The organism is Enterobacter quasimori (genome assembly GCF_018597345.1).
Lineage (GTDB): Bacteria > Pseudomonadota > Gammaproteobacteria > Enterobacterales > Enterobacteriaceae > Enterobacter > Enterobacter mori.
Genome location: NZ_JAHEVU010000004.1, coordinates 448,653 through 469,364, shown reverse-complemented (window position 1 = coordinate 469,364; position 20,712 = coordinate 448,653). Strand labels below are relative to the sequence as shown.

The following is a 20,712-nucleotide window of genomic DNA, read 5'->3' as shown; positions in this document are numbered from 1 at the left end:
CAGCCCTGATGGCGCCTGAGTTTTTAATTTTATTCACAGGCTGTGAATAGTTCAGGCATCTCGCGTTAGCCCTTTTTCGATCACCCGCACCAGCCGCTGTTTTTTTGGTAACTGCACTTCGACCACGCAGGCATTTCGCTTCTCAATTTGCTGTGCAACCGCCCACTCTATGTGTTCATCGAGAAGTGGGTGCTCACCTCTACGGCTTTCGAGTGCCTGAATATTCGCTTCATCCCACGGGGCATTGCCCAGCGCAACGGCAACATTTCGCAGCCAACGCAAATGACCGATACGGCGAATGGCCGAGCCTTCCGTCACTTTCAGGAACCAGGCTTCTGTCCAGGCGAACAGCTCAATAAGCGGTGGTGCATGCAGCGCCTGACGCGGGCTGAAATCCTCTTCGTCCGTGAGCTGCGAATAGCGGTTCCACGGGCAGATCAGCTGGCAGTCGTCACAGCCGTAGATCCGGTTGCCGATAAGCGGTCGGAACTCCTCTGGAATGGCCCCTTCCAGTTCGATAGTGAGATAGGAGATGCAGCGGCGCGCATCGACGGTATAAGGCTCGACGATAGCGCCTGTCGGGCAGATGGTCATGCAGGCTACGCAGCGGCCGCAGCCTTCCTCTACCGGGCCGTCTACCGGCAGCGGTAAATCTATCAGCAGTTCACCCAAGAAAAAGAACGAACCGGCATCGCGGCTAAGGATAAGTGAGTGCTTACCTGTCCAGCCAAGCCCCGCTTTTTCAGCAATCGGACGCTCAAGAATAGGCGCGGAATCCACAAAGGGTCTAAAATTCAGCGAAACACAGTGCTGCTGAATCATTTCCCCAAGTTTTTTTAAACGGTTACGCAGAAGCTTATGGTAGTCGCGCCCCAGGGCATACCGGCTGACGTAACCCAAAGAGGGATTTTTGAGCGTGCGCGCAAAGGCCGCATTGGCGGGCAGGTAGTTCATGCGCACGCTGATGACGCGTAATGTGCCCGGCAACAGCTCGTGTGGACGAGCGCGCATCATGCCGTGACGCGCCATCCACTCCATCTCGCCGTGGTACTGTTTGTCCAGCCACGCCTGCAGCTTGGGCTCGCTGGCGGAGAGGTCGGTGTCGGTGATGCCCACCTTCTGGAAGCCAAGCTCAGCACCCCACTGTTTTATATTTTGCGCTAACTGATTGAGATCGAGGGGCTGTGACATGACGGACCATACGGTGAAGAAAAACCCCGCAAGTATACCACATTCCATCTGGCATGCGGATGACCTCCGACGCGCCGAAAAAGAGGCCGCAGACAGTCTCGGCATTACCCTTTACGAACTGATGCTCCGCGCGGGTGAGGCGGCGTTTAACGTTGCCCGCCGCGCGTACCCGCATGCTGCTCACTGGCTCATTTTATGCGGGCACGGTAATAACGGCGGCGATGGCTATGTCGTCGCCCGTCTGGCCGTGGCGGCAGGCCTTCGCGTCACGTTACTGGCCGTTGAGAGCGAACATCCGCTGCCGGAAGAGGCCAGCGCGGCGCGGGAGGCCTGGCTTAACGCAGGCGGCGTGATTCATGCGCCTGATATCGTCTGGCCGGAAGAGGTGGATCTGATCGTTGATGGTCTGCTGGGCACCGGTCTCATGCGCGCGCCCCGCGACAACGTTGCCGCACTCATTGAACATGCTAACAGACATTCCGCGCCGGTAGTCGCCCTGGATATTCCCTCTGGCCTGATGGCACAAACCGGCGCGACGCCGGGGGCGGTGATTCAGGCTGCCCATACGGTGACCTTCATCGCCCTCAAGCCGGGGTTACTGACCGGTAAAGCGCGAAACGTCGTTGGCGTGCTGCACCACAGCGCGCTGGGGCTGGAGAGCTGGCTCGCCGGGCAGGAAATGCGCATCGCGCGTTTTGATGCATCGCAGCTTGCAGCGTGGCTCCCGCCGCGCCGGCCGACGTCCCATAAGGGCGATCACGGCCGGCTGGTGATTATTGGCGGCGACCATGGTACGGCAGGTGCGATTCGCATGGCCGGCGAGGCGGCTTTACGCAGCGGCGCCGGATTAGTGCGAGTGCTCACTCGCATTGAGAATATTGCGCCGATCGTCACAGCCCGACCGGAGCTGATGGTGCATGAACTTACGCCGCAGACGCTGGAAGAGAGCCTCGAATGGGCCGATGTCGTGGCGATCGGCCCCGGACTTGGGCAGCAGGCATGGGGTAAACAAGCCCTGCAAAAGGTCGAGAATTTTCGTAAACCGATGCTGTGGGATGCCGACGCGCTTAACCTTCTGGCAATAAACCCGGATAAGCGTCACAATCGCATCCTGACGCCACACCCCGGCGAGGCCGCACGCCTGCTTAACTGCAGCGTGGCAGAAATTGAAAGCGATCGCTTACTTTCTGCCCAGCGTCTGGTAAAACGTTACGGAGGTGTTGCTGTTTTGAAAGGCGCGGGAACCGTTATCGCCTGCGAGGATGCGTTGGGTATTATTGATGCCGGAAATGCGGGCATGGCGAGCGGGGGCATGGGCGATGTGCTTTCCGGCATCATTGCCGCATTGCTCGGACAGAAACTTCCCCTTTATGATGCTGCCTGTGCGGGCTGTGTGGCCCACGGCGCAGCGGCTGACCAGCTTGCTGCACGCTATGGTACGCGCGGTATGCTGGCCACCGATCTTTTTTGCACGCTGCGGCGTGTTGTTAACCCGGATGTGATTGACGTAGAAAATGACTAATCGAGCGATTCTTTTACCTGATGAACAAGCCACTTTAGATCTCGGCAAGCGCGTGGCGCAGGCCTGTCAGGGGGCAACCGTCATTTATCTGTATGGTGATTTAGGTGCGGGTAAAACCACCTTTAGCCGGGGATTTTTGCAGGCGTTAGGCCATAACGGGAATGTCAAAAGTCCTACCTACACGCTGGTAGAGCCGTACACCCTTGAAAATCTGATGGTGTACCACTTCGATTTATACCGCCTTGCGGATCCTGAGGAGCTGGAATTTATGGGGATCCGTGATTATTTTGCCAACGACGCCATTTGCCTGGTGGAGTGGCCGCAACAAGGTGCGGGTGTGCTGCCTGACCCGGATGTCGAAATTCACTTAGATTACCAGGCACAAGGGCGTGAGGCACGCATCAGTGCTGTTTCCTCATCAGGCAGTTCCTTACTGGCGCGACTGGCCGGTTAAGCGTAGGGATGACGGGATGATAAATCGCGTTAAAGGTTGGTTGTTGGCTGCCACGGTGCTGCTGTGCGCGCAGGCCGGGGCGGCGAGCCTCTCAGATATTCAGGTATCGAACGGCGAAAGCCAGGCCCGGATCACGTTCAGCTTTATGGGCGATCCTGAGTATGCGTTTTCACAGCCAGACAGCCACAGCGTGGCGCTGGATATCAAGCAGACTGGCGTGATCCAGGGGCTACCGCTGCGGTTCAGCGGTAACAACCTGGTGAAAAGTATCCGTTCGGGAACGCCTCAGGATAGCCAGTCGTTACGCCTGGTTGTCGATCTGACCGAAAAGGGCAAAACGAAGGCGGTGAAGCAGCAAAACGGGGCGAACTATACGGTGGTCTTTACCATCAATGCCGACGCACCGCCGCCACCTCCACCGCCTGCACCAGCGGTGGCGAAGCGCGTGGAAGAGCCTGTGTATACGCCGCGTCCGTCTGAACCTGCCCGTAACCCGTTTAAGTCGCAAAACGATCGCATCACAGCGGCAACCAGCAGCAATACGGTGACGCGTCCGGCAGCCAGCGCGCGACGCGCGGCGGTCAGCGGTGACAAAGTGATCATCGCCATCGATGCAGGTCACGGCGGGCAGGATCCGGGCGCAATTGGCCCGGGCGGTACGCGAGAGAAAAACGTGACAATCGCGGTAGCCCGCAAGCTCAGGACGCTGTTAAACGACGATCCGATGTTCAAAGGCGTGCTCACTCGCGACGGCGACTATTTTATCTCCGTAATGGGACGCTCGGACGTGGCGCGTAAGCAAAACGCAAACTTCCTGGTCTCCATTCATGCGGATGCCGCGCCGAATCGTAGCGCGACCGGTGCCTCTGTTTGGGTACTGTCGAACCGTCGCGCCAACAGTGAAATGGCAAACTGGCTTGAAGAGCATGAGAAACAGTCTGAACTGTTAGGCGGTGCGGGTGATGTGCTGGCTAATAGCCAGTCTGACCCGTATCTCAGCCAGGCGGTGCTGGATTTACAGTTCGGTCATTCCCAGCGCGTCGGGTATGATGTCGCCACTAACGTACTGAACCAGCTACAGGGCATCGGGGCATTGCACAAGCGCCGTCCGGAGCATGCGAGCCTGGGCGTTCTGCGTTCGCCGGATATTCCATCGATCCTTGTGGAAACGGGCTTTATCAGCAACAACGGTGAAGAGCGCCTGCTGGGAAGCGACAGTTACCAGCAGCAGATTGCCGAAGCGATTTATAACGGTCTGCGTAACTATTTTGAAGCCCATCCGCTTCAGTCCGCGCCGCAAAGCGGCGCAGGCCAGACGGCCAGTGCCGCGCTGCCGGGTGAGATGACCGCCACAAATTAAGGAGAATTCATGCCGATTCAGGTTCTGCCGCCGCAGCTTGCGAACCAAATCGCCGCCGGTGAGGTGGTGGAGCGCCCTGCGTCGGTGGTGAAGGAACTGGTGGAAAACAGCCTCGATGCGGGGGCAACCCGCATTGATATTGATATCGAACGCGGCGGCGCAAAGCTAATTCGTATTCGTGACAACGGCTGTGGCATCAAAAAAGACGAGCTCGCGCTGGCGCTAGCCCGTCACGCCACCAGTAAAATTGCCTCTCTGGACGATCTGGAAGCCATTATCAGCCTTGGTTTTCGCGGCGAAGCGCTGGCGAGCATCAGTTCCGTCTCCCGCTTAACCCTGACCTCCCGTACTGCGGAACAGCAGGAGGCCTGGCAGGCCTACGCGGAAGGGCGCGATATGGACGTCACGGTCAAACCTGCGGCGCACCCTGTCGGCACCACGCTTGAAGTATTAGATCTCTTCTACAACACCCCCGCCCGACGCAAGTTCATGCGTACCGAGAAGACCGAATTCGGACACATCGACGAGATCATCCGCCGCATCGCGCTGGCGCGATTCGATGTCACCATCAACCTCAGCCATAACGGCAAGGTGATGCGTCAGTATCGTGCGGTGGCGGAAGGTGGGCAGAAGGAGCGCCGGCTAGGGGCTATCTGCGGCACGCCGTTCCTTGAAAAAGCGCTGGCGATAGAGTGGCAACATGGCGATCTGGCGCTGAGCGGCTGGGTGGCCGATCCGAACGCGAGCAGCGCCGCCTTTGCCGAGATCCAATACTGCTACGTGAATGGCCGCATGATGCGCGACCGCCTGATCAACCACGCCATTCGTCAGGCCTGTGAAGACAAACTCGGCGGGGACCAGCAGCCCGCGTTTGTGCTTTATCTGGAGATCGACCCCCATCAGGTGGATGTGAACGTCCATCCTGCAAAGCATGAGGTGCGCTTCCACCAGTCACGTCTGGTTCATGACTTTATTTATCAGGGTGTTGTCACGGTATTGCAGCAGCAGGCGGAGCCAACGCTGCCGCTGGAAAACGACGCCCCGGCACCGCGTCCGCTGCCGGAAAACCGGGTGGCGGCGGGCCGCAACCACTTTGCTGAACCCGCCGCTGCCCGCGAACCGGCGGCACCGCGTTTCTCCGCGGCGGGCAGCCCGCCTCGTCCTACGGGGGCGAACTACCCCAACGCTCAGCCGGGTTATCAGAAGCAGCAGGGGGCGTTGTACCGCAAACTGCTTGATACGCCCGCCGTGGAGCGTAAAGAGCATATCGAGGTATCGCCACCTTCACTGGACGGGCATAGCCAGAGCTTTGGTCGTGTACTGACGATTGTTGCTCTGGATATGGCATTGCTCGAACGCGAGGGGAAACTGATGCTACTGGCGTTGCCGGTGGCGGAACGCTGGCTTAAACAGGCGCAGCTGACGCCGGGGGAAAACGCCGCCTGCGCGCAGCCGTTGCTGATCCCGGTCCGGTTAAAAATAACCCCTGAAGAAACAGGGGTTTTGCAGCGTGCACAGGCGCTTCTTGCCGAAATGGGCATTGAAATTGTGCTGGAAGCACAGCATGTGACAATTCGCGCAGTGCCTTTACCCTTACGCCAACAAAATTTACAAAACTTGATTCCTGAACTGATAGGCTACCTGGCGCAGCAAACGTCGTTTGATGCCGCCAACACCGCGCAGTGGATCGCTCGCCATCTGGCCAGCGAACACTCACCCTGGAGTATGGCGCAGGCGATTACCGTGTTGGCAGAGGTTGAACGCCTTTGCCCACATCTGGTGAAAACGCCGCCGGGTGGATTATTACAACCTGTTGATTTAAAAACGGCGATGACCGCCCTGAGACATGATTGACGTAAGTAAGGCGAGCCTGCCTAAGGCGATTTTTTTAATGGGCCCTACGGCCTCCGGTAAAACAGCGTTAGCCATTGAGTTACGTAAAGTTTTGCCTGTAGAGTTGATTAGCGTCGATTCCGCCCTCATTTATCGAGGAATGGACATCGGCACGGCGAAGCCAGACGCAGACGAACTGCGCGCGGCACCGCACCGTTTGCTGGATATTCTCGACCCGGCTCAGGCGTACTCCGCAGCAGACTTTCGCCGCGATGCCTTAGCCGAGATGGCCGACATTACCGCTGCGGGACGAATACCGCTACTGGTTGGCGGAACCATGCTCTACTTCAAGGCGCTGCTGGAGGGGTTATCGCCTCTGCCATCGGCAGACCCGGACGTACGAGCCAGGATTGAGCAGCAGGCGGCAGAGCAGGGATGGGACGTTTTGCACCAGCAGCTGGCGAAGATTGACCCGGTTGCGGCAGCGCGAATCCATCCGAATGATCCGCAAAGGCTTTCCCGGGCACTGGAAGTTTTTTTCATTTCGGGTAAAACTTTAACGGAACTGACGCAAACGTCAGGAGACGCTCTGCCGTATCAGGTGCATCAGTTCGCCATCGCCCCGGCGAGCCGTGAACTGCTCCATCAACGAATTGAGCAGCGTTTTCATCAGATGTTGGCTTCAGATTTTGAAGCAGAAGTGCGGGCGCTATTTGCCCGTGGAGATTTGCATACGGATATGCCTTCCGTTCGTTGTGTGGGATACCGCCAGATGTGGTCGTATCTTGAAGGTGAGATTTCATACGATGAAATGGTTTATCGAGGTGTTTGCGCCACGAGGCAGTTAGCGAAGCGCCAGATCACCTGGTTACGCGGTTGGGAGGGCGTTCACTGGTTAGACAGTGAAAAGCCGCAACAGGCGTTAAACGAAGTGATTGAGGTTGTTGGTGATATCGCTGACTGAATGTGTACAATTGAGACGTATCGTGCGCAATTTTTCAGAATCGCAAGGTTCTAAGTACAAAACAAGCATATAAGGAAAAGATAGAATGGCTAAGGGGCAATCTTTACAAGATCCGTTCCTGAACGCATTGCGTCGGGAACGTGTTCCAGTTTCTATTTATTTGGTGAATGGTATTAAGCTGCAAGGTCAGATTGAGTCTTTCGATCAGTTCGTGATTCTGTTGAAAAACACGGTCAGTCAGATGGTCTACAAGCACGCTATTTCTACTGTTGTTCCGTCCCGTCCGGTATCTCATCACAGCAATAACGCTGGCGGCGGCACTGGTAGTAACTACCATCATGGCAGCAACGCGCAGGGTTCTTCAACGCCTGCGCAGGACAGCGACGAGACCGAATAAGGTTTCGCACTGTTATCCAAACGGGGAGCCAGGGATCCTGCGTTCCCCGCTGATCTTTTTAGAGAGGTTTACGCTTGTTTGACCGTTATGATGCCGGTGAGCAGGCGGTGCTGGTACACATCTATTTTTCGCAAGACAAAGATATGGAAGACCTCCAGGAGTTTGAATCTCTGGTCTCTTCCGCCGGTGTCGAAGCAATGCAGGTGATTACCGGTAGCCGTAAAGCGCCGCACCCAAAGTATTTTGTTGGTGAAGGTAAAGCAGTCGAAATTGCGGATGCCGTAAAAGCAACCGGCGCGTCAGTCGTGTTGTTTGATCATGCGCTGTCTCCAGCCCAGGAGCGCAACCTGGAAGCCCTTTGCGAATGCCGTGTTATCGATCGCACGGGATTGATTTTAGATATTTTTGCTCAGCGTGCGCGTACCCATGAAGGTAAGCTGCAGGTTGAACTGGCGCAGCTGCGCCATCTGGCAACGCGTCTTGTGCGTGGCTGGACACACCTTGAAAGACAAAAAGGCGGGATTGGTTTGCGCGGCCCGGGTGAAACCCAGCTCGAAACCGACCGTCGTTTGCTGCGTGGCCGTATTACCCAGATCCTCTCACGTCTGGAAAGAGTTGAGAAACAGCGTGAGCAGGGACGTCGGGCGCGAACGAAAGCCGATATCCCGACGGTGTCGCTGGTGGGGTATACCAACGCCGGTAAATCCACCCTGTTTAACCAGATCACCGAGGCCCAGGTTTATGCCGCAGACCAGCTGTTTGCGACGCTGGACCCGACGCTGCGCCGTATTGACGTTGCAGACGTCGGTGAGACGGTGCTGGCGGATACCGTAGGGTTTATCCGCCACCTGCCGCATGACCTGGTGGCGGCGTTTAAAGCGACGTTGCAGGAGACGCGACAGGCGACTCTGCTGCTGCACGTGATTGATGCGGCAGACGTGCGCGTTCAGGAGAACATCGACGCGGTGAACGTGGTGCTCGAAGAGATCGACGCTCACGAAATTCCAACGCTGTTGGTGATGAACAAGATCGATATGCTGGACGATTTCGAACCGCGTATCGACAGAGATGAAGAGAACAAACCGATTCGGGTCTGGCTTTCTGCCCAGACCGGTATCGGTGTGCCACTGCTTTTCCAGGCTTTGACAGAACGTCTTTCCGGTGAGGTCGCCCAGCACACGCTGCGATTGCCGCCACAGGAAGGCAGGCTGCGCAGCCGGTTTTATCAGCTTCAGGCGATAGAAAAAGAGTGGATGGAGGATGACGGCAGCGTGGGGATGCAGGTGCGTATGCCGATCGTTGACTGGCGTCGCCTCTGTAAACAAGAACCTGCGCTGGCGGACTATATCGTCTGATCAGAAAGGGGAAGCCTGAATAATTCGCCCTTGCATAACAAATATGGAGCATATACATGGCGTGGAATCAGCCCGGTAATAACGGACAAGACCGCGACCCGTGGGGAAGCAGCAATAATCAAGGCGGCAACTCTGGGGGAAATGGCAACAAAGGTGGTCGCGAGCAGGGGCCGCCGGATCTGGATGATATCTTCCGCAAGCTGAGCAAAAAGCTCGGTGGCCTTGGCGGAGGAAAAGGTTCTGGCTCGGGTGGTAATTCCACTCAGAGTCCGCGCCCGCCAATGGGTGGCCGCGTAGTGGGCATTGTGGCCGCTGCGGTGGTAATCATCTGGGCAGCCAGCGGGTTCTACACCATTAAAGAAGCTGAACGCGGCGTGGTCACTCGTTTCGGTAAGTTCAGCCATCTGGTTGAACCGGGCCTGAACTGGAAACCGACCTTCGTTGACAACGTCACCGCGGTTAACGTGGAGTCCGTCCGTGAACTGGCGGCATCTGGCGTGATGCTGACCTCTGACGAGAACGTCGTGCGCGTTGAGATGAACGTGCAGTACCGCGTAACCGATCCTGAGCGTTATCTGTTTAGCGTGACCAGCGCCGATGACAGCCTGCGTCAGGCGACCGACAGCGCCCTGCGCGGTGTGATCGGCAAGTACACCATGGACCGTATTCTGACCGAAGGTCGTACCGTTATTCGTAGCGATACCCAGCGCGAGCTGGAAGAGACCATTCGTCCGTACAACATGGGTATCACCCTGCTGGACGTCAACTTCCAGGCTGCGCGTCCGCCGGAAGAGGTGAAAGCCGCATTTGACGATGCGATTGCTGCCCGTGAAAACGAACAGCAGTACATCCGTGAAGCTGAAGCGTACACCAACGAAGTTCAGCCGCGTGCTAACGGTCAGGCGCAGCGTATTCTGGAAGAAGCGCGCGCGTATAAGACCCAGACCATCCTGGAAGCTCAGGGTGAAGTGGCTCGCTTCGCGAAGATCCTGCCGGAATATAAAGCGGCACCGGAAATTACCCGCGAGCGTCTGTATATCGAGACCATGGAAAAAGTGCTGAGCCACACCCGCAAAGTGTTGGTTAACGACAGCAAAGGCGGAAACCTGATGGTCCTGCCGCTTGACCAGATGCTGAAAGGCGGTTCTGCACCGGCTGCGAAAGACACCAGCGGTGCGAATAACCTGCTGCGCCTGCCGCCCGCCTCTTCAGGCAACGCCAGCGCGAACACAACGCCTTCTTCGAACGATGGTGACATTATGGACCAACGCCGCGCTAACGCGCAGCGTAACGACTACCAGCGTCAGGGGGAATAAGGATGCGTAAGTCAGTTATTGCGATCATCGTCATCGTACTGGTCGTGCTGTATACCTCGATCTTTGTGGTGAAAGAAGGCGAGCGTGGGATCAAATTCCAGTTCAGCAGCGTCGTGCGTGATGGTGACAAACGCCCGGTGATTTACGAACCGGGTCTGCACTTCAAGGTGCCGTTCATTCAGTCAGTGAAAACGCTTGATGCGCGTATCCAGACCATGGATAACCAGGCCGACCGTTTCGTGACCAAAGAGAAGAAAGACCTGATCGTTGATTCCTACATCAAATGGCGTATCAGCGACTTCAGCCGTTACTTCCTGGCAACGGGCGGCGGTGACGTTTCTCAGGCAGAAGTGCTGCTGAAACGTAAGTTCTCTGACCGTCTGCGTTCTGAGATCGGTCGTCTGGATGTGAAAGACATCGTGACCGACTCCCGCGGTCGTCTGACGCTGGAAGTTCGCGATGCGCTGAACTCCGGTACAGCGGGCACGGAAGACGAAGTGGAAACGCCAGCAGCGGATGACGCGATTGCTAAAGCCGCTGAACGCGTTCAGGCTGAAACCAACGGTAAAGTGCCGGTGATCAACCCGAACAGTATGGCCGCGCTGGGGATCGAAGTCGTTGACGTGCGTATTAAGCAAATCAACCTGCCAGCGGAAGTGTCCGAGGCGATCTACAACCGTATGCGCGCCGAGCGTGAAGCGGTAGCCCGTCGTCACCGTTCACAGGGCCAGGAAGAGGCTGAGAAGCTGCGTGCAGCAGCGGATTACGAAGTCACCAAGACGCTGGCGGAATCTGAGCGCCAGGGCCGTATCCTGCGCGGTGAAGGCGATGCCGAAGCGGCGAAGCTGTTTGCTGATGCCTTCAGTCAGGATCCAGACTTCTACGCCTTTATCCGTAGCCTGCGTGCTTACGAGAATAGCTTCCAGAGCAACCAGGATGTGATGGTGCTCAGCCCGGACAGCGATTTCTTCCGTTATATGAAGACGCCGACTAACGCAACGCGATAAACTCAGGCACGTTTGAGTATTCAAACCACCGCTCTCAACGGAGCGGTGGTTTTCTTTTATAAGGACTAAAAATGAATTCAACGATCTGGCTCGCGCTGGCCCTGGTTTTGGTGCTTGAAGGTCTTGGACCGATGCTCTATCCGCGCGCCTGGCGTCGAATGATCGCGACGATGAGCCAACTGCCGGATAATATTTTGCGTCGTTTTGGTGGCGGTCTTGTGGTTGCGGGCATCGTAATCTACTACATGTTGAGGAAAACGATTGGCTGATCAAAAAGTAGGCGCAATCGGCGTATTTTGAGGTCAAAAAGTGCTGTATATCTGAAAAAGCGATGGTAGAATCCATTTTTAAGCAAACGGTGATTTTGAAAAAAATGGGTAACAACGTCGTCGTACTGGGCACCCAATGGGGTGACGAAGGTAAAGGGAAGATTGTTGATCTTCTGACTGAACGGGCTAAATATGTTGTACGCTACCAGGGCGGTCACAACGCAGGCCATACTCTCGTAATCAACGGTGAAAAAACCGTCCTCCATCTTATTCCATCAGGCATTCTTCGCGAAAACGTCACCAGTATCATCGGTAACGGCGTTGTGCTGTCTCCGGCTGCGCTGATGAAAGAGATGAAAGGTCTGGAAGACCGTGGTATCCCGGTTCGCGAGCGTCTGCTGCTCTCCGAAGCCTGCCCGCTGATCCTGGACTATCACGTGGCGCTGGACGTTGCGCGTGAAAAAGCGCGCGGCGCGAAAGCGATCGGCACCACCGGTCGTGGTATCGGCCCGGCTTACGAAGATAAAGTTGCACGTCGCGGTCTGCGCGTGGGCGATCTCTTCGACAAAGCAACCTTCGCTGAAAAACTGAAAGAAGTGATGGAATATCACAACTTCCAGCTGGTGAACTTCTATAAAGCTGACGCTGTTGACTACCAGAAAGTGCTGGATGACGTCATGGCGATTGCAGACATTCTGACCGGTATGGTTGTTGATGTGTCCGATCTGCTGGACCAGGCGCGCAAGCGTGGCGATTTCGTCATGTTCGAAGGTGCACAGGGGACGCTGCTGGACATCGACCACGGTACCTATCCGTACGTCACTTCTTCTAACACCACCGCGGGTGGCGTGGCGACAGGCTCTGGCCTGGGTCCACGTTATGTGGATTACGTTCTGGGCATCATTAAAGCGTACTCCACTCGCGTGGGTGCGGGTCCATTCCCGACCGAACTGTTTGATGAAACCGGCGAGTTCCTGTGCAAGCAGGGTAACGAGTTTGGCGCGACCACCGGTCGTCGTCGTCGTACCGGCTGGCTGGACGCGGTTGCCGTGCGTCGTGCAGTGCAGATCAACTCCCTGTCTGGCTTCTGCCTGACCAAGCTGGACGTACTGGACGGCCTGAAAGAAGTGAAAATCTGCGTTGGCTACCGTATGCCAGACGGCCGCGAAGTGACCACCACGCCGCTGGCTGCTGACGACTGGGAAGGCATCGAGCCAATCTACGAAACCATGCCGGGCTGGTCTGAGACCACTTTCGGTGTGAAAGAGCGTAGCGGCCTGCCGCAGGCGGCGCTGGATTACATCAAGCGCATTGAAGAACTGACCGAAGTGCCGATCGATATTATTTCTACCGGCCCGGATCGTACTGAAACGATGATCCTGCGCGACCCGTTCGACGCATAATCTTCGTGACTGCTGGCCTGCGGGGAGACCCGTAGGCCGGATAAGCGTAGCGCCATCCGGCGACCGCTCCTGGATCTCCGCTTTTTCGCCCCGTCTGTCAAATAAATTAGCCCCTAACTATCTGGCTGGTTTATCATCATTAATGAATATCTCTGCGGTTTCACCGCGTTTTCCCTTTTTTCCTGAGGTTGATGTGCAGTTAACGAGTTTCACCGATTACGGCTTACGCGCCCTGATTTACATGGCGTCGTTACCCGATGGAAAGATGACCAGCATCTCTGAGGTTACAGAGGTCTACGGCGTATCCCGTAATCATATGGTCAAAATAATCAATCAACTTAGCCGTGCCGGATACGTTGCAGCCGTCCGCGGGAAGAATGGTGGGATCCGTCTCGGTAAACCGGCACAGAGTATTCGCGTTGGGGATGTGGTACGTGAACTGGAGCCGCTGTCTCTGGTGAACTGCAGCAGCGAGTTCTGCCACATTACCCCCGCTTGCCGCCTGAAACAGGCGCTTTCTCAGGCCGTGCAAAGTTTTCTCAAGGAACTGGATAACTACACGCTGGCCGATTTGGTTGAAGAGAATCAACCGCTTTATAAATTATTGCTGGTGGAATGAAGAAAATTTCCACCGGAGCTGACAACGGAGGAACCGACATGTCACACGATCCTTTCCAGGAACGCGAAGCCGAAAAATACGCGAATCCTATCCCTAGCCGCGAGTTCATCATTGAACACTTAACAAAACGCGAAAAACCCGCCAATCGTGAAGAACTTGCCGTTGAATTAAACATTGAAGGTGAAGAGCAAATTGAAGCCCTTCGCCGCCGCCTGCGCGCGATGGAGCGTGACGGGCAACTGGTCTTTACCCGCCGCCAGTGCTATGCGCTGCCTGAACGCCTCGATCTGCTGAAAGGGACCGTCATTGGTCACCGGGATGGCTTTGGCTTCCTGCGCGTGGAAGGCCGCAAAGACGATCTGTACCTTTCATCTGAGCAGATGAAGATGTGTATCCACGGCGATCAGATCCTGGCGCAGCCGCTGGGTGCGGACCGTAAAGGCCGCCGCGAAGCGCGCGTGGTGCGTGTGCTGGTGCCAAAAACCAGCCAGATTGTCGGTCGCTACTTTACCGACGCGGGCGTGGGCTTTGTGGTGCCGGACGACAGCCGCCTGAGCTTCGACATTCTGATCCCACCTGAAGAGGTGATGGGCGCACGCATGGGCTTTGTGGTGGTGGTAGAACTCACCCAGCGCCCAACCCGTCGCACCAAAGCCGTAGGTAAAATCGTCGAAGTGCTGGGCGATAACATGGGCACCACGATGGCCGTTGATATGGCGCTACGTACCCATGAGATCCCCTACGTCTGGCCGAAAGCGGTTGAAGATCAGATCGAAAGCCTGCGCGAAGAAGTGCCGGAAGAATCCAAAGCGGGCCGCGTGGATCTGCGCTCCCTGCCGCTGGTCACTATTGACGGTGAAGACGCCCGCGACTTTGATGACGCCGTCTACTGCGAGAAAAAACGCGGCGGCGGCTGGCGTCTGTGGGTTGCTATTGCTGACGTAAGTTATTATGTCCGTCCGCACACCCCGCTGGATAACGAAGCGCGCAGCCGCGGTACGTCGGTCTACTTCCCGTCTCAGGTTGTGCCGATGCTGCCGGAAGTGCTCTCTAACGGTCTGTGCTCCCTGAACCCGCAGGTTGACCGCCTCTGTATGGTGTGCGAGATGACCATCTCTACCAAAGGGCGCCTAACCGGCTACAAGTTCTACGAAGCGGTGATGAGCTCGCACGCGCGTCTGACCTACACCAAGGTCTGGCATATGCTGCAGGGTGATCAGGAGCTGCGCGAGCAGTACGCGCCGCTGGTCAAACACATCGAAGAGCTGCATAACCTCTACAAAACGCTGGAGCAGGCGCGCGAAGAGCGCGGCGGGATCTCGTTTGAGAGTGAAGAGGCGAAGTTTATCTTCAACGCCGAGCGCCGTATTGAGCGTATCGAGCAGACCCAGCGTAACGACGCGCACAAGCTGATTGAAGAGTGTATGATCCTGGCGAACATCTCGGCGGCACGCTTCGTTGAGAAAGCCAAAGAGCCGGCGCTGTTCCGTATTCACGATAAGCCGACCACGGAAGCCATTACCTCGTTCCGCTCCGTGCTGGCTGAACTGGGCCTGGAGCTGCCTGGCGGCAACAAGCCAGAGCCGCGCGATTACGCCGAGCTGCTGGAATCCATCAGCGATCGTCCTGATGCAGAAATGCTGCAGACCATGCTGCTGCGCTCCATGAAGCAGGCGATCTACGATCCGGAAAACCGCGGCCACTTCGGTCTGGCGCTGCAGTCTTACGCCCACTTTACGTCGCCGATCCGTCGTTACCCTGACCTTTCCCTGCACCGTGCGATCAAGTATCTGCTGGCGCAGGAGCAGGGCCACAAAGGGAACACCACCGAAACCGGCGGCTACCACTATTCGATGGAAGAGATGCTGCAGTTGGGCCAGCACTGCTCCATGACCGAACGCCGTGCCGATGAGGCCACCCGCGACGTGGCGGACTGGCTGAAGTGTGACTTTATGCTGGATCAGGTAGGCAACATCTTCAAAGGCGTGATTGCCAGCGTGACCGGTTTTGGCTTCTTCGTTCGTCTGGACGAACTGTTTATCGACGGTCTGGTGCACGTCTCCAGCCTGGATAACGACTACTACCGCTTCGACCAGGTCGGTCAGCGCCTGATTGGCGAGTCTGGCGGCCAGACCTACCGTCTGGGCGACCGTGTGGAAGTGAAGGTTGAAGCCGTGAATATGGACGACCGTAAAATCGACTTCAGCCTGATCTCCAGCGAGCGCGCGCCGCGTAACGTCGGGAAAACCGAGCGTGAAAGGGCGAAAAAAGGCGGTAACGGTAAACCGGGCGGCGGTAAACGTCGTCAGGCGGGCAAGAAGGTAAACTTCGAGCCGGACAGCGCGTTCCGCGGCGAGAAGAAACAGAAGCCGAAGGCGGCGAAGAAAGAAGCCCGCTCAGCGAAAAAACCGTCCGCTAAAACGCAGAAAATAGCTGCCGCGACCAAAGCGAAGCGTGCAGCGAAAAAAAATACCGCGCAGTAATTTCGTCCCCATAACCCCTTTCCAACGAAAGGGGTTATTCTTTTTTGCCGTAAGACATTCCAGAACTGAATAGATAGCGGCCTTATCAACCCGTTTTTCCTGCTTATTCATTTTCCGGTAATCGTTATTTATTATTTTTGATTAGCCGTGTTATTCAGATGTGTATAGTGAATTTCACTTTTATAAAGCCCCCTTTTTAGCAAGGAGCGTTTATGCATCTGGCCCGTTTTCCCCGAATTTCACTCGGTCATTTTCCTACACCACTGGAACCGTTAAATAATTTAACCCAATTATTAGGCGGGCCAAAAATATGGATAAAACGCGACGATGCAACGGGCCTTGCAAGCGGCGGGAATAAAACCCGCAAGCTGGAATTTCTGTTGGCGGATGCGCTGCAGCAAAAAGCCGATGTCATCGTGACGCAGGGCGCAACCCAGTCTAACCACGTACGTCAAACGATCGCCGGTGCCGCACGCCTTGGCCTGCAGGCAAAAGCGCTGCTGGAAAAACGCGTGACTGATTTTGGTGAGGATTATCAGCGCTCGGGTAACGTGCTGCTGGATAACCTTCTGGGCGGCGAGATTGTCGCACATCTGCCAGGCGGTACCGATATGCAAAAGGCGATGGAAGAGTACGCCGCAACGCTTCGCGAACAAGGCCACCGTCCGTACGTTATTCCTGGCGGAGGTTCGAACCCCATCGGAGCGCTGGGCTACGTCGCCTGTGCGGAGGAGCTGCTTTACCAATCATCAGAGCGTCGTTTGCGCATCGATCACGTTGTCCATGCGACGGGCAGTACCGGTACGCAGGCGGGGCTGGTTGCGGGGTTCACCGCCACCAACAGCCACATTCCGGTGCTCGGCATCAGCGTGCGGGCACCCAAAGATAAACAGGAAGAGAACGTCTGGAATCTGGCATCCAGAACGCTGGATCTGTTGGGCGTACCGGGGGAACTGTCGCGGCATGCGGTCGTCGCTAACAGCGATTATGTCGGTGACGGATACGGTTTGCCGACGGAGGGCACGCTTGAAGCTCTGCGGCTGCTGGCCCGCCATGAAGGTATCCTGCTCGATCCGGTTTACTCCGCAAAAGGGATGGCAGGGCTTATCGATCTGATCCGCAAAGGACACTTCCGCCAGGATGAAAATATTGTCTTTATCCACACGGGTGGATCAGCAGGACTATTTGGCTATCGTCAGGTGCTGGAGCATGGCTAAGCCTTTTCTGCTTGGCGTGCTGGGTGGTATGGGCCCCCTTGCGACGCTGGATTTTCTGCGTCGCCTGCTGGAGGCTACGCCTGCGCAGAGCGACCAACAGCAGATCCCAATGGTCGTCTGGAATGTACCGCAAATTGCCGATCGTCAGAACGCGCTGGCGGGTACGGGCCCGTCGCCCTTGCCGCAGCTTCTTCACGCTGTCGAGAAACTTAACCAGGCGGGGGCAAGCCATATCGCAATCCCCTGTAATACGGCTCACCACTGGTACGACGCGCTGAGTGAAGCCAGTAGCGCCCCTATTCTGCATATCGTTGATGCGACGCTGGATGCCCTGTCGCAGGCTGATGAAAAACCTCAGCGGGTTGGCGTCATTGCCACTAAAGGCACGCTGGACGCGGGCTGGTATCAGGAACGACTGGCCGCGCAGGCTATTGAGGTCGTCGTGCCGACGCCCGAGGAGCTGGCCGAATGGTTTGTACCGGGCTGCTACGCGGTAAAGCGTGGCGCGCTGGTTGACGGTGGCGAACTGCTGGTGTTGCAGGCCAACGCATTGTTTGCCCGTGGTGCACAAAAACTGGTGCTGGCCTGTACCGAAGTGCCTGTTGCGCTGGAGGCTGCCAGGGCTCCGTTTCGTCATCTCACCTGGGATCCGGCTCAGGCACTGGCAGAACGATGTTCGCAGTTATGGCAAACCAGCAGACCATTTAATTAGCGCACCGTCCGGTACGATAACGGACATTATATTCAGACCAATCACAGGATAAATAAAATGAAAAAAAGTCTCTGCTTATTAATTGCAGCGGGCGGGCTATGGGCAAATATGAGTTTTGCCGATTCACCTGCTGAAGTTCGTGTGGCATATAGCGGCGGTTCTCAGGTATTAATGCTAGCAAAAGCCGATGGCTCTCTTGATAAAGCGTTAAACAGTAAAGTGAAGTGGGTGCAATTTGCATCGGGTGCCGATGCGCTTAATTATTTTGCCAGCAACGCGATTGATATTGCCAATTTTGGATCCAGTCCAGCGACGGCAGGCATTGTCCGCAAATTGCCGGTCGAAATTATTGGCGTATCGGGCGTGATAGCCAGCTATGAACGCCTGATCGGCAAAGATGGCATTGTGAAAATTAATGATATCGAAGGGAAGCGTGTCGCCTACCCACCCAACTCAACGGCTCAGTATGCTCTCGAAGCCGCGATCAGCGTGAACAAACTGGATCGCAGCAAAATCACGTTATTGCCGCTGCGTCCTGCAGAAATGGTCGCAGCATGGAAGCGTGGTGACATTGATGCTGGCTATGTCTGGGCACCGTTCGCGCAGGAACTGGAGGCGTCGGGTGGGCACCAGGTCTTTGCCACCAAGGATCTGCAGAAAGATGGCTATCTTATCTACAACAACTATGTGGTACGGAAAGCCTTTGCTGAGCAGTACCCTGAAGCGGTCACTGCGTTTCTTCGCGTGCATCAGCAGAAGGTGGATGAGTTTAAGAAAGACCCGGAGCGTGCTGCAGGCATCGTGGCTAAAGAAGTTGGGGCACCGGTTACCACGGCGGCAAATACGCTGGGTGGACTGGAGTATCCAACGCTTGCCCAGCAGGGTACTGCGGACTGGCTGGGTAATGGCACGCAGACCACCGACAGCGGTATCGGCAAGGCCTTAACCAAAACCTCCAGCTTCCTCGCCGGTATTGGCGAAATCCGCAAGCGCGATATCCCTGCAAGCTGGGATACCGCCATTGATTCTCGCTATATCCGTGATGCGGCGGTGGCGGCGCAATGAGATTGAGTCAGCATATCGCCATCAGCGTCGTGTCGGTGGCGGTTTTCTTTATTGTCTGGCAGGTGGCGGCAACGCAGCAGTGGGTCGATCCGCTGCTGTTACCGTCGCTAACGGACATTGGTTTGACGACCGAAGAGCTGCTTGCCGATGGCTATCGTCAGGTACCGCTCTGGGAACACATTGCGGTGAGCCTCGCGCGAGCGCTGAGCGCATTTACCGTGGCGATTATCATTGGTATTCCGCTGGGGTTACTGATGGGGCTGTCTGACGGCCTGGCGGCGGTACTTAATCCTTTCGTTCAGTTTCTGCGTCCTTTACCAAAAATTGCCCTCATCCCCCTGGCCGTCGTGTGGCTTGGGATTGGCGAGGCCTCCAAATTCTTCCTGATCTTCATTGCCACGTTTTTAAGCGTGGTCGTGGGGGCGTCGGCTGCAGTTGAACGCATTGGTCGTTCACGTATTCGCGTGGCGCAGACCCTGGGAGCTTCCCGCAGACAAATCTTCATGCGCGTCGTCCTCCCGGACGCGCTGCCGGACCTTTTCACCACCGTCAGGCTCTCCATTGGTATTGGCTGGACATCGTTGATTGCCGCGGAGATGGTCGCAGCCAGTTCCGGCCTGGGCTGGATGGTCATCAACGCCAGCTCTTATTTGCGTACTGATATCGTCATGCTCGGCATTTTGCTGCTGGGCGGCATTGGCTACCTTCTGGATTTATTACTGCTGGGGCTACAGCGGCTGACAGTGCCATGGGCGGGGAAAGAATAATGAGTGCTATCACCCTGGAAAACGTATCGCTCTCTTTCGCGGCGAAACCCCAACCGTTTACGGTGCTGGAAGATATCAATCTGAGCCTGAACAGCGGGGAGTTTGTGGTCCTGCTTGGTCCGTCTGGCTGCGGCAAATCCACCATTCTGAACCTTGTTGCCGGGTTTAATAAGCCGGACCGGGGGCGGGTGGCTGCAGGCGGGAAAGAGATCGGCAGGCCTGGTCCCGATCGCGGAATGATATTCCAGCAACCCAACCTGTTCCCGTGGCTCTCGGTGCTGGAAAACGTCACGTTTGGCCCACGTCTGGGCAAATACCGTAAGGACGAAACCAATGCCCTGGCGCAGACGTGGCTTGAGCGCGTGGGTCTGAAAGGTTTTGAACATCATGCGCCCTGGCAGCTTTCTGGCGGTATGAAGCAGCGCGTGGCGCTCGCTCGCGCCTGGCTCCCCGGCCCGGAAGTGCTGCTGCTGGATGAACCGTTCGGCGCGCTGGATGCGCAAACCCGACTGATGATGCAGGAGTTGCTGCGTGAGGCATGGCTCTCCACCGGCACCACGCTGCTCTTCGTCACGCACGATGTGGAAGAGGCGCTTTTTTTGGCTGACCGCATTCTGATCATGTCGGCAAAACCGGGAAAAATCGTTGATGAGATCGTTCTGCCCTTTGGGCGGGAGCGAGACATCGAAACGCTGGCGGAACACCCTTCCTATAGCGAGATCAAGCATCACGTCCTGCATCGGGTACGCCAGGAGGCGAAGCGGCACTTACGTTAACC

Annotated in this window: 19 protein-coding genes; 18 read left to right on the top strand and 1 reads right to left on the bottom strand. The window is 56.5% G+C overall.

All coding sequences use genetic code 11. The features are described from left to right. Nucleotides 1–51: 51 nt before the first annotated feature. Nucleotides 52–1,191: a tRNA epoxyqueuosine(34) reductase QueG gene (queG, locus tag KK102_RS17845; RefSeq protein WP_216358141.1), complete on the bottom strand. Its 1,140-nt coding sequence runs from the start codon at nt 1,189–1,191 to the stop codon at nt 52–54. Here queG and nnr point away from each other — a divergent pair. The 18 genes from nnr to KK102_RS17755 all read left to right on the top strand — a co-directional run bounded on the left by nnr (nt 1,190) and on the right by KK102_RS17755 (nt 20,710). Beyond that, nucleotides 1,190–2,713, top strand: coding sequence for a bifunctional ADP-dependent NAD(P)H-hydrate dehydratase/NAD(P)H-hydrate epimerase (nnr, locus tag KK102_RS17840; RefSeq protein WP_216358140.1), 1,524 nt, complete (start codon nt 1,190–1,192; stop codon nt 2,711–2,713). The genes queG and nnr overlap by 2 nt on opposite strands. Further along, nucleotides 2,706–3,167: a tRNA (adenosine(37)-N6)-threonylcarbamoyltransferase complex ATPase subunit type 1 TsaE gene (gene tsaE, locus KK102_RS17835; RefSeq protein ID WP_126545655.1), complete on the top strand. Its 462-nt coding sequence runs from the start codon at nt 2,706–2,708 to the stop codon at nt 3,165–3,167. The genes nnr and tsaE overlap by 8 nt, the downstream gene beginning before the upstream one ends. 16 nt (nt 3,168–3,183) lie before the next feature. Continuing rightward, nucleotides 3,184–4,527 (top strand): N-acetylmuramoyl-L-alanine amidase AmiB, encoded by a 1,344-nt coding sequence (gene amiB / locus KK102_RS17830; RefSeq protein ID WP_126545654.1) that lies wholly within the window; start codon nt 3,184–3,186, stop codon nt 4,525–4,527. Between the two features lie 9 nt (nt 4,528–4,536). Further along, on the top strand, nt 4,537–6,381 hold the full coding sequence (gene mutL, locus KK102_RS17825) for a DNA mismatch repair endonuclease MutL (protein ID WP_216358139.1): 1,845 nt from the start codon (nt 4,537–4,539) through the stop codon (nt 6,379–6,381). Then, nucleotides 6,374–7,324, top strand: coding sequence for a tRNA (adenosine(37)-N6)-dimethylallyltransferase MiaA (gene miaA, locus KK102_RS17820; protein ID WP_126545652.1), 951 nt, complete (start codon nt 6,374–6,376; stop codon nt 7,322–7,324). Before mutL ends, miaA begins: the two co-directional genes overlap by 8 nt. Nucleotides 7,325–7,409: 85 nt before the next feature. Then, nucleotides 7,410–7,721 (top strand): RNA chaperone Hfq, encoded by a 312-nt coding sequence (gene hfq / locus KK102_RS17815; protein WP_008502919.1) that lies wholly within the window; start codon nt 7,410–7,412, stop codon nt 7,719–7,721. Between the two features lie 74 nt (nt 7,722–7,795). After that, nucleotides 7,796–9,076 carry a ribosome rescue GTPase HflX gene (gene hflX / locus KK102_RS17810; RefSeq protein WP_010427502.1) on the top strand — a complete coding sequence of 427 codons (1,281 nt, stop codon included), beginning with the start codon at nt 7,796–7,798 and terminating at the stop codon, nt 9,074–9,076. A gap of 56 nt (nt 9,077–9,132) precedes the next feature. Continuing rightward, complete coding sequence (gene hflK, locus KK102_RS17805; protein ID WP_010427500.1) at nt 9,133–10,392, top strand: FtsH protease activity modulator HflK; 1,260 nt, start codon at nt 9,133–9,135, stop codon at nt 10,390–10,392. A gap of 2 nt (nt 10,393–10,394) precedes the next feature. After that, nucleotides 10,395–11,399 carry a protease modulator HflC gene (hflC, locus tag KK102_RS17800; RefSeq protein WP_010427498.1) on the top strand — a complete coding sequence of 335 codons (1,005 nt, stop codon included), beginning with the start codon at nt 10,395–10,397 and terminating at the stop codon, nt 11,397–11,399. A gap of 71 nt (nt 11,400–11,470) precedes the next feature. Next, entirely contained in the window at nt 11,471–11,668 is a 198-nt protein-coding gene (locus tag KK102_RS17795) for a DUF2065 domain-containing protein (RefSeq protein ID WP_003855996.1), read from the top strand. A gap of 104 nt (nt 11,669–11,772) precedes the next feature. Then, complete coding sequence (locus KK102_RS17790; protein WP_006178975.1) at nt 11,773–13,071, top strand: adenylosuccinate synthase; 1,299 nt, start codon at nt 11,773–11,775, stop codon at nt 13,069–13,071. A 193-nt stretch (nt 13,072–13,264) separates the two neighbouring features. Further along, nucleotides 13,265–13,690 carry a nitric oxide-sensing transcriptional repressor NsrR gene (nsrR, locus tag KK102_RS17785; protein WP_112012003.1) on the top strand — a complete coding sequence of 142 codons (426 nt, stop codon included), beginning with the start codon at nt 13,265–13,267 and terminating at the stop codon, nt 13,688–13,690. Between the two features lie 38 nt (nt 13,691–13,728). Continuing rightward, on the top strand, nt 13,729–16,173 hold the full coding sequence (gene rnr, locus KK102_RS17780; RefSeq protein ID WP_216358138.1) for a ribonuclease R: 2,445 nt from the start codon (nt 13,729–13,731) through the stop codon (nt 16,171–16,173). Nucleotides 16,174–16,385: 212 nt separating this feature from the next. Further along, nucleotides 16,386–17,390, top strand: a complete 1,005-nt coding sequence (gene cuyA, locus KK102_RS17775; protein WP_216358137.1) for a D-cysteate sulfo-lyase — start codon at nt 16,386–16,388, stop codon at nt 17,388–17,390. After that, the gene (gene cuyB, locus KK102_RS17770) at nt 17,383–18,102 is read left to right on the top strand and encodes a cysteate racemase (protein ID WP_010427486.1); all 720 of its coding nucleotides are present in this window, start codon (nt 17,383–17,385) and stop codon (nt 18,100–18,102) included. The genes cuyA and cuyB overlap by 8 nt, the downstream gene beginning before the upstream one ends. Nucleotides 18,103–18,159: 57 nt before the next feature. Then, entirely contained in the window at nt 18,160–19,167 is a 1,008-nt protein-coding gene (locus tag KK102_RS17765) for a taurine ABC transporter substrate-binding protein (protein ID WP_010427483.1), read from the top strand. Next, entirely contained in the window at nt 19,164–19,934 is a 771-nt protein-coding gene (locus KK102_RS17760; protein ID WP_063144093.1) for an ABC transporter permease, read from the top strand. The genes KK102_RS17765 and KK102_RS17760 overlap by 4 nt, the downstream gene beginning before the upstream one ends. After that, the gene (locus KK102_RS17755; RefSeq protein WP_126545649.1) at nt 19,934–20,710 is read left to right on the top strand and encodes an ABC transporter ATP-binding protein; all 777 of its coding nucleotides are present in this window, start codon (nt 19,934–19,936) and stop codon (nt 20,708–20,710) included. The genes KK102_RS17760 and KK102_RS17755 overlap by 1 nt, the downstream gene beginning before the upstream one ends. Nucleotides 20,711–20,712: the final 2 nt, after the last annotated feature.